The sequence below is a fragment of the Longimicrobium sp. genome (assembly GCF_048594345.1).
Classification (GTDB): domain Bacteria; phylum Gemmatimonadota; class Gemmatimonadetes; order Longimicrobiales; family Longimicrobiaceae; genus Longimicrobium.
Genome location: NZ_JBMDXM010000146.1, coordinates 17,941 through 28,491 on the forward strand (window position 1 = coordinate 17,941; position 10,551 = coordinate 28,491).

A 10,551-nucleotide genomic window follows, 5' to 3' on the forward strand; every position below is an offset into this window, starting at 1 on the left:
GCGAAGGAAGCAGCGGCGCGGTACAGAAGAACAGTGAACAGCCAGAGGAACAGAGGAAGACCGGCTTTCCCCTGTTCCTCTGGCTTTTGTCTGCCCCTCTGTACCCTTCCTCGTTTCAGTCGCGCGGCGGACCCGTGCGGCGGTCGAGCGCGATCAGGCGCATCAGCGCGGCTTCGGCCACGCGGTCGGCGTCGCGGGCGCTCAGGGTGTGGTGGTTCACCATCATCGAAAACACCATCCGCTCGCCCGCGGCCGTGGTGAAGTAGCCGGAGAGCGAGCGCACGCCGCTGAGCGTTCCCGTCTTGGCGTGCACGTTGCCCTCCGCCGGGGTGCCGCGCATGCGATTGGCCAGCGTGCCGTCTCGTCCCGCGACGGGCATGGCGGCGTAAAAGACCTCGAAGTGCGGGCCGCGCGCCTCGCGCCGCAGCAGCGCGATCAGGAACTCGGGCGCCACCAGGTTGTAGCGCGAGAGGCCGCTGCCGTCCGCCTGCGCCAGCAGCCGCCTCGGCAGCCCCCAGGCCACGGCCATGCTGTCGATGACGGCGATCCCCGCCCCCGCCGACCCCATCCCCCGCAGCTCGCGCCCCAGCGTCTTGAGCAGGACCTCCCCGATCTGGTTCTGGCTGGGCTTCATGAACGCCGCCAGGATCTCGCGCATGGGCGGCGAGGTGTGCGTGAACAGCACGGTGGATGCTTCCGGGCGGCCGCGCGTGGGCTCGTCGTCCGCGTCCAGGCTGGGCCCGCCCACGCCGATCCCCGCCTCCAGCAGCGCCTGCCGCAGCACGGAGGCGAAGTAGCGGGTGTTGTTGCGGACGGCGACCTCCGCCTCGACCGTGGTGTCCGGCGGCAGCGTGCCGCTGACGGCCACGCCGCCCAGCGAATCCGCGCGGCCCACGCGCACCTGCGGCGAGGTGCCGGCCGCCGCCATCCACACGTTGCCGACGACGGGCACCCACTCGTCCGAAGCCGGCAGCGTCGTCACGGCCGCGGCGCGCTGGCCGGGGGCGGGGGAGATGCGGACGGTGACGAACCCCTCGTTCAGCATCAGCCCGCCCACTTCGGCGCTGTACGAATCCTCCAGGTCGTCCCAGGCCCAGCCGCGCCCCAGCGCCACGTCGTCGAACACGTCGTCGTTGCCGATGACGGCGCCGGTGATGCGACGCACGCCGCGCGCGCGCAGCGAATCGGCCCAGGCGCGAAACACCGTCCGCACCTCGCCGTGAAAGCGGTCCGAAATCGTCGGGTCGCCGCCGCCGATGACTACCAGGTCGCCGCGCAGCACGCCGTCGCGCACCGGGCCCGACGCGGCGATGCGCGTGGTGTAGCGGTAGTCCGGCCCCAGCCCCTCCAGCGCGCCGGCCGCGGTGACGATCTTCATGTTGCTGGCGGGGACGAACATGCGCCCCGCGTTGCGCGCATACAGCGTCGCTCCGCTTTCCAGCGACCGCACCAGCACGCCCCAGTGCGCGCTGGCGAACGCCGTGTCGTTGAAGATGCTGTCCAGCGCCCCCGCAATGGCCGGCGTCGCGGCCGGCGCGGGCATGCTCGCCGGCAGCGGCGCGGGCGCGGGGGCGACGGTGGGGCTCGCGGGGGCGCACGCGGCGGCGAGCGCCAGCAGCAGCGAGGGGACGGATCGGCGAATGTGCATCGTCATCGTGCGTTGGGGAATGCGGAGCGCGTCGAACGGTGTCGCCGAGCATCGTCGGCCGCGATCTCCAGATCAGTCATCCTGACGGAGCGCACGCACCGAACTGTAACTAAGACAACCGATTGCGCGCGACCGAAGGACCTTCTTTCCGCCTGCGTCGGGCCAGCCACTCAGCAGAAATCCGGCCTCATGATTCTCCTGGCAAGGTCCTTCGGTCGGCGCCAAACGTTGTCGGACAAGCACGATGCGACGCGGCGCCTCCCTCAGGAGGCCTGGTTGCGGAGATCGGCAACCATCCCTCCGCCGCGCGGCGCGGCGAGCATTTGCTCCAGGCGCGCCTTTACCCGCGGCCACTCGTCGTCGGTCACGGCAAAGTAGACGGTGTCGCGCACCCGGCCGGTCTCCGTGACCAGGTGCTTGCGAAAGATTCCTTCCTCACGCGCGCCGATACGCAGGATGGCGGCCCGCGACCGCGCGTTGAGCGCATCCGTCTTCAGTTCCACGCGCAGCAGGCCCAGCGCTTCAAAGGCGTGGCGCATCATCAGGTACTTGGCCTCGGTGTTGACGGCGGTGCGCTGCCAGGGCGCCGCGATCCACGTCCACCCGATCTCCACCCGCGGCCCCTCCGCGTTGGCGAAGCGCGTGCTGCCGATCACCTGCCCCGTGGCCGCGTCCGTGGTGACGAAGGGGAGCGCCGTGCCCTGCGCCTGCGCCGCCAGCGCCTCTTCCACGTACCGCCGCATGTCGTCTTCATCGCGCAATCGCGAGACGGTCCAGCGCCACAGCTCCGGGTCGCTGGCGGCCTGCCAGAGCGCCGGGACGTGCTCGCGCGTCATCGGCGCCAGGCGCACGTGGCGGCCTTCGAGCGTCAGCGGATGGAGGTTCATCGTGCGTCAGGCGGTTGGCGTGGATGAGTGGACAAGATGAGCCGGAAGAATCGATTGCGCTACGATGGACATCGGTTTCCGTCCGTGCGCTCTCCCGCTCAGCGTCTTCCCGACAACTGCCAGGGAGCGGAGAAGCCGATCCGGTTCAATCCCATCATCCGTGCGGCTCTGGACATTCAAGGAGCGGGCGGCAGATTGCGGACTTCGGTCACGAACCGGATCCATCCACATCCCGCGGATCACCACGCATGCGAAGCCGAATCCTCACCCCGCTGATCCTTTGCCTGGCCGCCGCGCCGGCCGCCGGGCAGAGCGTGCCGCCGCTTTCCACGTTCAGCATCGCGGCGTGCGACCCGGAGACCGGGTTCTGGGGGGTGGCGGTGCAGTCGCGGGTGGTGGGCGCGGGCTCCATCGTCCCCGCGGCGGAGGCGGACGCGGGGGCCATCGCCACGCAGGCGGCGGCCAACGTGTCGTTCAAGCGGCGTGGGCTGGAACTGCTGCGCGCGGGGCGGTCGGCCGAGGAGGTGCGCGCGGAGTTCGTGCGGAGCGATCCGGGGATCGCCGACCGCCAGTTCGCCATCGCGGACCGCGAATGCCGCGTCGCCGCGTTCACGGGCGACAGCACCAGCGCGTGGGCGGGGCACCGCACGGGCGCCGGCTACAGCGTGCAGGGCAACATCCTCGCCGGCCCGGAGGTGGTGGAGGCGATGGCCCGCGCGTACGAGGAAGCGACCGCGGCGCGGCGGCCGTTCGGCGAGCGGCTGCTGGCGTCGCTCAAGGCCGGCCAGGCGGCGGGCGGCGACCGGCGCGGTCGGCAGGGCGCGGGGATGCTGATCGTCAAGCGCGGCGCGGGTTACGGCGGCGGCGACGACATCTATGCCGATCTTCACGTGGAGGACCACGTGGAGCCCATCCTGGAGCTGGAGCGGGTGTACGGCGTGTGGATGTCGCTCTTTCATCCAGAGGACCACTTTCTCCCCAACGGCTCGCAGGCCATCGCGGCGCCCGCGGGGCCACACATCTGCCTGCTGCGCAACCTGCTGGCGCGCGCCGGCCACGGCACCGCCACCCAGGCCGAATACTGCGCGTTCGACGAAGAGGTAATCACGGCGTTGAAGTCGTTCCAGCGCGCCAGCAACCTGCCCGTGCGCGCCGCGCTCACGCCCGAGGTGGCCGCGCGCCTGCGGGATGTGGCCGCGGCTCGACCGGCTCCATGATTTCGCAACGAAACGGATTGGCCTCACACGGAGTCAACGGAGTGAACGGAGTTCGACGTTCGCGACCCGCCGTCGATCTTGTGCGGGGCCGATCGTTGTGTAAATGAAAGCGGATGTTCCGCGCCAACCCAAACCCCTACGCTGAAGCAACGTGCGATACCTCTGCCTGATCTACTGGGACGAGCAGAAGCTGGCGACGCTCCCCGCCGATGAGCTGAACGCGCTGAACGCCGCGCACCTGGACTTCAACGACGAGCTGCGGCGGAGCGGCCACTACATCGAGGCCGAGGCGCTGCACCCCTCGCCCGCATCCCGGTGCGTGCGCGTGAAGGGCGGAAAGCCGATGATCACCGACGGCCCCTTTGCCGAGGCGAAGGAGATGGTGGCCGGCTTTTACCTGCTGGAGGTGCGCGATGAGGACGAGGCGCTGCGGATCGCCGCGCGCATCCCCAGCGCGGCGTATGCCACCATCGAGGTGCGCCAGGGCCGGACGCTGGAGGTGGAGGGGAGGTAAGAGGGGATGTAGGACGGCGCGACCCTCGGGGGCTCTCTCCCCCGCCAGGCCTTTCGCTCGTTCCTCGCGACGGCTGGCGACCCCTCCCCCAACTTCGGGGGAGGGGTGGTGGCCGACAGGTCGAAGCTCGTCGACAAGCTTCGGACTGCATCTGACAGGGTGCCCCTCCCCCGGCACTCGCCGCTCGTTATGCGCGTGGAGGGGAGACGTCGATCCCGCTTCGACAACGCGCGTCGCACCTCCCACCGCCACGGAGTTTGTGGGGGAGGGCCGGGGAGGGGGGCCACCGGCGGATGCAGGTGGATGTCCGGCGCTCCCCGGGTTCCTGGGCCACGCCTGCAGAAAGCTCGCGCCGCTTGTGACCTCCGGGCCCATGTGGTTGATGGGGACGAGCCTCTGAAACTCCGCGGCGCGGCCTTCCGTATCGGATGCAAGCGGAACGGACCGAAGCATCTTCTGAACCTGGAGAAACGCACATGATCACCATCGTCATCGCCGTGGCGGCAGCGGCTTTCGGATATCTGCAGACCCGCAGCTTCGTTCGCCACAGGCTGGCCTACGTCGACGCCGTGCACACCGGCGCCGCTCCCGTGATCGCCGCGGTGGCCGCCGCGTGCATCGCCATGCCGGTGGCGGGGCTGCTCCCCTTTGTCGGCGGCGGAACGGCGCTGCTTTTCGGTGCCAGTGTTGGCGCCGGCGTGTCGGCGGGCAGCAGGAACGCGCGCCACCGCCGCATCAGCGCCTGACGCGCTCCGCCACAAGGCGCGAGCGGCCCCCGGACTGAACCGTCCGGGGGCCGCTTGCCGTTTCCATCCTCCACCTGCGCGGTTTACGGCGCGGTTCGCGTGACGCTGACCGCGTGGCCGCAAAAGGCACCGCCAAGCGTGTAGGTGCGCGTCACCGGCGTGAACGTGGCCGTCAGGTCCACGGCGCAGGTGCCACTCTGCCCCGTGGAGCGCCGCCAGCCGAAGCTGCCCTTGTGCGTGACCGTGCGCGTGCCCGGCTGCCCGGCCGTCCACGTCTGGTGTGCCGTAACGGCGACATCCGGCGTGGTGGTGATGCGGATGGTGCCGCCGCCGCGCCGCGCGTTCACCGTGCACGCGGCGTCGGTGCGGGTGGCGGCAAGGTGCATGCTGCGCGTGTCGGTGACGGGGTTGTGCGCCAGCACGCGCGTGCCCCGCAGCGTGGCCGTGCCGCTTACCGGGCACGCGCGCGTCCGGTTTAACGCGGCCGTGGCGGTCACCTGCCTGGGTTCCCCGTCCTGCGAACCGTCGATGGAAGGGCCGTCGATGCCCTCCATCACCCCCACGCCCACCGCGTCCCACGCACGGGCCGCGGTGAGCGCCTCGTCGCGGTCCATCGCGGCGTCGGCCCCGCCCGTGGGCGATCCGCCGTCGCAGGCAAGGAGCGCGAACGCGGCGGCGAAAAACAGGAAGGTGCGGCGCATGAGCATCCTCACTGGCTGTGTGACCGGTTGACCGGCGCACGATCCCCTCGCGTGGCGCGCGACAGGGATACAGCGCGACGGCGGATCCCGTGGGCCGAGACCATGGAAAGCTGGCGGATCCAGTGGCGCCGGTCCATCTTCGCCGGTCCATCTTCAAAGCGGGACGTCCCGCGCTCATCCCCTGCCTGCCACCCGCACCGGGCGAATGCCATGCGCCACCTGCTTTCCGCCCCCCTGACGTCGCTGCTGCTGGCCGCCTGCGCCGCCCCCGCCAACGGCCCGCGCATGGCCACCATCCCCGCCGGCCCGGCCGGCGAGTCGCGCCCGTCCGGGCACCTGGACACCGAAACGTGGGCGAGGGGCGGGGTGGCCAACTACAGGAACGTGACGGAGATCCACATCCGCAACAAGTCACGCGTGCCCATCGTCGTCACCGAGGTCAGGCTCAGCACCTGCATCAACATCATGTGCGTCACGCACCGGCCCGACGTACGCATCGAGCCGGGCAGCACACGGCGGGTGCTGCAACTGCGGAGCGGGGCCGGCCTTGCCACCTCCTCGTTTCGGTACAGCTATCGCGTGGAACCTGCCAGTGCCGAACGGAGCTGACCCCGGCGCGAAACGCCGGTAAGCGCAACGTGATGGGTTGAATTGCAGCCCCGCCTGGTGAGCCAGAGCGGGGCTTGCGCATCCGGGGTGGACCGGATGACTCCGGCCCCGCCTCCGCGGGGGGTGGAGCGGGTGGCGGCGGGCTTTCCGAGAGGTTCGCGACGCAGCTTTCAAAGCCGCGCCGCACGCGGCTTTCCGTAAAAATCTGTTCAGCGGAGGCTGCGGCCAATAGTTTGCATAAGGTCCCCCCAAATTCGTCTCACCCTGCTTTCCCCATGACCGTACGACTGGTGTTATACGTTGCGGGCGACACGCCCCGCAGCCGGTCCGCCCGGGCCACCGTCGCCTGGCTGGCGGACGGCGGCGTGGGAGAGCGCGTGGAAGCCACGGTGGTGGACGTGGCCGAAGATCCCGAGCGGGCCGAAACCGACCGCGTGCTGCTTACACCCACCCTGCTGCGCCAGGGCCCCGGTTCCGCGCGCCGCATCGTGGGCGACCTGGGCGACCGCGCCCGCGTGGCCGAAGCGCTGGGCCTTTCGGCGCCTGGCCCCACCTCCACCGAACCCTCACAATGACCGACACCACGGCCGCGGACTCCGCGGCCAAGCTGTTTCCCAAGCTCCCCACGGGGATCGAGGGGTTCGACGGCATTGCCGAGGGCGGGCTGCCGGCGGGACGCACCACCCTGGTGGGCGGCACGGCGGGGAGCGGCAAGACCATCTTTGCCGCGCAGTTCCTGGCCGAAGGCATCCGCACCGGCGAAAAGGGCGTCTTCATCACCTTCGAGGAAAGCCCGGCCGAGCTGTCGCGCAACCTGGCCAGCCTGGGGTGGGACGTGGACGCGTGGGAAGCGTCCGGCGCGTGGACGTACGTGGACGGGTCGCCCGACGACGAGGCCACCGACGTGGTGGGCGACTTTGACCTGGGGGCACTGCTGGCGCGCATCGTCCGGGCGGTCAGGCAGACGGGGGCAAAGCGCGTCTCCATCGACTCCGTGAACGCCCTGTTCTCGCGCCTGCCCAACCCCGAAAAGCTGCGCGCCGAGCTGTACCGCATCTCCCGGGCGCTGCGCGAGCTGGGCGCCACCACGCTGGTGACGGCCGAGCGGCTGGACGACTACGGCGAGGTGAGCCGGTACGGGATCGAGGAGTTCGTAGCCGACAACGTGATCCTGCTGCGCAACACGCTGCAGGACGAGCGGCGCCGGCGCACGGTAGAGATCCTCAAGTTCCGCGGCACGCCGCACCAGCGGGGCGAGTTTCCCTTCACCATCGTGTCGGAAAAGGGCGTCGTCGTCCTGCCGCTTTCGGCGATGAAGCTGACGCAGCGCTCCTCCACCACCCGCGTAACCTCCGGCATCGCCGAGCTGGACGAGATGCTGGGCGGCGGCTACTTCCGCGACAGCATCATCCTCCTTTCCGGCGCCACCGGGACGGGCAAGACGCTCACGGTGACGCACTTTGTGGCCGGCGGGGTGGCGAAGGGCGACCGCTGCATCCTGTTCGCCTTCGAGGAAAGCCGCGAGCAGCTGATCCGCAACGCCCGCAGCTGGGGACACGACTTCGAGGGGATGGAAGAAAGCGGGCTGCTGCGCATCATCCCCGTGTACCCCCACGCCATGCCGCTGGAAGACCACCTGCTGCGGATGCGCTGGGCGATCGAGGAGTTCAAGCCCCAGCGCGTGGCGGTGGACAGCCTGAGCGCGCTGGAGCGGGTGACGGAGTTGCGCAGCTTTCGCGAGTTCATGCTGGGGCTTACCTCGCTGCTCAAGCACGGCGAGATCGCGGGGATGGTCACGTCAACGGCGTCCAGCATTCTGGGCGGCCACTCCATCACCGAAAAGCACATCAGCACGCTCACGGACACCATCCTGCTGCTGCGCTACGTGGAGATGTACGGCGAGCTGCGGCGCGGGCTTCTGATCCTGAAGATGCGCGGCTCGCCGCACGACACCACCATCCGCGAGTACACCATCGACGCGGACGGCATGCACGTGGGCCAGCCGTTCCACGGCACCAGCGGCATCCTGTCCGGCAACGTCACCCACGCCCGCGCCACGGACGACGAAGAGCACGCCGGCCAGGGTGCGCAGGCCGGAACGGAAACGGGGTGATGAGCGACGCCGCGCACGCCGCCGACCTGCGCACGCTGGTCGAGTTCAACGCCGACGGTCTGCTGATCGTCGACGGAGAGGGGCACGTGCGTTTTGGGAACCCGGCGGCGGCGCGCCTGTTTGGCCGGCCGCTGGAGGAGCTGGTGGGGGCGGACCTGGGGCTGCCGCTGCTGGACGGCGACACGGCCGAGATGGACGTGGTGCCCCGCGGCGGCGCGCCCGCCACGGTAGAGCTGCGCGCCCGGCCGGTGCAGTGGGACGGCACGGGCGCCTATGTGGTTACGCTGCGCGACGTGACGGAGCGGCGGCGCAGCGAAGAGATGGAGCGCGGCCGCATTCGCGCCGACGCGGCGCGCGATGAGGCGGAGCGCGCCACCCGCCGGGCGGAGTTCCTGGCGCTGGCCAGCGGCGTGCTCAACGCCACGCTCGACGTGCAGACGGTGCTGGACCAGCTGGCGGGGCTGGCGGTGCCCACGCTGGCGGAGTTCGCGCTGGTGCACTGGCGCGGCGAGCAGGGCGAGGCCGCGCAGACGGCGGCGGTGCACGGGCACGACGCCGCGCAGCGCATCCTTGACGCGCTTCCCCCGCTGGACGCCGAGGCCGGCAGCGCGGTGGCGCGCGTGCTGCGCACCGGCCGCGCGGACTGGCACCCCGGCGGCCCCGTGCCCCAGACCACGGACCCGGACCCCACCGGCGGCGCCCTGCACGCGCTCCTGCCCACGGCGTGGATGACGGTGCCGCTGGCGGTGCGCGGGCGGGTGCTGGGCGCGCTCACCCTCTGCCGCACGGACCCCGGCGCGCGCTACGTGGAGGTGGAGGTGGGGCTGGCCGAGGAGCTGGCGCGGCGCGGTGCGCTGGCGGCGGAAAACGCGCGCCTGTTCCGCGCCGCGCAGGCCGCCAGCCGCGCCAAGAGCCACTTTCTGGCCACGGTGAGCCACGAGATCCGCACCCCCATCAACGCGGTGATGGGCTATGCCGAGCTGCTGGAGATGGGGCTGGGCGGCCCGCTGCAGGACAAGCAGGCGGAGTACGTGGGGCGCATTCAGGGAAGCAGCCGGCACCTGCTCTCGCTGGTGAACGACGTGCTGGACCTGTCCAAGATCGAGGCGGGTGAGATGGCGGTCCGCAGCGAGGCGCTCCCCCTGCGCGCCACGGCCGACCGGGCCATGGAGCAGGTGGAGCCGCAGGCGCGCGCCAAGTCCATCGGCCTGGCGCTGGAGTGGAGCTGCCCCGAAGACGACGTCTACGTGGGCGACGAGGACCGGGTAAGCCAGGTTCTCGTCAACCTGCTTTCCAACGCGGTCAAGTTCACCGAGCCCGGCGGATCGGTGACGGTCACCTGCAGCGCCGGCGCGCTGGGACCGCCCACGCTGCTGGAGAGCGACAACCGCATGTGGGTGACGGTAGAGGTGGCCGACACGGGGATCGGCATTCCGCCGGACAAGCTGGAGGCGGTGTTCGAGCCCTTCATGCAGGTGGATGCGGGGCACACGCGGCGCGAGGGCGGCACGGGGCTGGGCCTTGCGATCAGCCGCCGCCTGTCGCGGCTGATGGGCGGCGAGCTTACGGTGGAAAGCGCCCCCGGCCAGGGCTCGCGCTTCATCCTCTGGCTGCCGACCACCGGCGCTGCGGGCGACGGCGCGGCGCGGGCAGAGGCATCCGCCTGGCCCGCGGAGCCGGGGACCATTCCCGGGCTGGGCGAGCTGGGGCGGCGGCTGGCGGACGGGGCGGACGCCATCATCCAGCGGCTGGCGGAGCGGCTGCGGATGGAGCTGGAGGTGCCCGGGATCGAGCGGATGAGCCGCACGCAGCTGGAAGACCACCTGGCCACGTACCTGATGGACCTGGCGCAGATGATGGTCACGCTGGACGAGGAAGGCGGCGACCCCTCGCTTCTGCGCGACGGCGAGCACATCCAGCGGCTGCTGAGCTGGAAGCACGCCGACCAGCGCCTGCGCCTGGGCTGGAGCGCCGGCCAGATGCGCCGCGAGCACGCGCTGCTGCTGGAGGAGGTCGAAGCCGCCCTGCGCGACGACGTTCTGGGCGACGGCGAGCAGGCGCGCGACGTCCTGCGGCGCCTGCTGGCGGATGGCGAGGTGGTGTCGCTCAGCCGGTT

10 protein-coding genes are annotated in these 10,551 nt (G+C 71.0%); 7 read left to right on the forward strand and 3 right to left on the reverse strand.

Features of this window, described 5'->3' with window-relative positions; genetic code table 11:
- Window positions 1–115: 115 nt before the first annotated feature.
- Entirely contained in the window at window positions 116–1,648 is a 1,533-nt protein-coding gene (gene dacB / locus ACOJUJ_RS15960; protein WP_420127889.1) for a D-alanyl-D-alanine carboxypeptidase/D-alanyl-D-alanine endopeptidase, read from the reverse strand.
- Window positions 1,649–1,911: 263 nt separating this feature from the next.
- The gene (locus tag ACOJUJ_RS15965) at window positions 1,912–2,535 is read right to left on the reverse strand and encodes a GNAT family N-acetyltransferase (RefSeq protein WP_420127890.1); all 624 of its coding nucleotides are present in this window, start codon (window positions 2,533–2,535) and stop codon (window positions 1,912–1,914) included.
- A 248-nt stretch (window positions 2,536–2,783) separates the two neighbouring features.
- On the opposite strand from ACOJUJ_RS15965, the gene ACOJUJ_RS15970 reads away from it, so the two are divergent.
- The 3 genes from ACOJUJ_RS15970 to ACOJUJ_RS15980 all read left to right on the forward strand — a co-directional run bounded on the left by ACOJUJ_RS15970 (window position 2,784) and on the right by ACOJUJ_RS15980 (window position 5,012).
- Complete coding sequence (locus tag ACOJUJ_RS15970) at window positions 2,784–3,752, forward strand: DUF1028 domain-containing protein (RefSeq protein ID WP_420127891.1); 969 nt, start codon at window positions 2,784–2,786, stop codon at window positions 3,750–3,752.
- A gap of 151 nt (window positions 3,753–3,903) precedes the next feature.
- On the forward strand, window positions 3,904–4,266 hold the full coding sequence (locus ACOJUJ_RS15975; protein WP_420127892.1) for a YciI family protein: 363 nt from the start codon (window positions 3,904–3,906) through the stop codon (window positions 4,264–4,266).
- A gap of 476 nt (window positions 4,267–4,742) precedes the next feature.
- Complete coding sequence (locus ACOJUJ_RS15980; protein WP_420127893.1) at window positions 4,743–5,012, forward strand: hypothetical protein; 270 nt, start codon at window positions 4,743–4,745, stop codon at window positions 5,010–5,012.
- Between the two features lie 83 nt (window positions 5,013–5,095).
- Here the strand turns inward: ACOJUJ_RS15980 and ACOJUJ_RS15985 are convergent, their stop codons facing one another.
- The gene (locus ACOJUJ_RS15985) at window positions 5,096–5,713 is read right to left on the reverse strand and encodes a hypothetical protein (RefSeq protein WP_420127894.1); all 618 of its coding nucleotides are present in this window, start codon (window positions 5,711–5,713) and stop codon (window positions 5,096–5,098) included.
- 210 nt (window positions 5,714–5,923) lie between these two features.
- Between ACOJUJ_RS15985 and ACOJUJ_RS15990 the strand changes: the two genes are divergently transcribed.
- From ACOJUJ_RS15990 to ACOJUJ_RS16005, 4 genes are all read left to right on the forward strand, one after another.
- The gene (locus ACOJUJ_RS15990; protein WP_420127895.1) at window positions 5,924–6,322 is read left to right on the forward strand and encodes a hypothetical protein; all 399 of its coding nucleotides are present in this window, start codon (window positions 5,924–5,926) and stop codon (window positions 6,320–6,322) included.
- A 275-nt stretch (window positions 6,323–6,597) separates the two neighbouring features.
- Window positions 6,598–6,897: a circadian clock KaiB family protein gene (locus ACOJUJ_RS15995; RefSeq protein ID WP_420127896.1), complete on the forward strand. Its 300-nt coding sequence runs from the start codon at window positions 6,598–6,600 to the stop codon at window positions 6,895–6,897.
- Window positions 6,894–8,435 (forward strand): circadian clock protein KaiC, encoded by a 1,542-nt coding sequence (gene kaiC / locus ACOJUJ_RS16000; protein WP_420127897.1) that lies wholly within the window; start codon window positions 6,894–6,896, stop codon window positions 8,433–8,435. Before ACOJUJ_RS15995 ends, kaiC begins: the two co-directional genes overlap by 4 nt.
- Window positions 8,435–10,551, forward strand: a 2,117-nt coding sequence (locus ACOJUJ_RS16005) for an ATP-binding protein (RefSeq protein WP_420127898.1), incomplete at its 3' end; no start/stop codon positions are given. The genes kaiC and ACOJUJ_RS16005, both read left to right, overlap by 1 nt.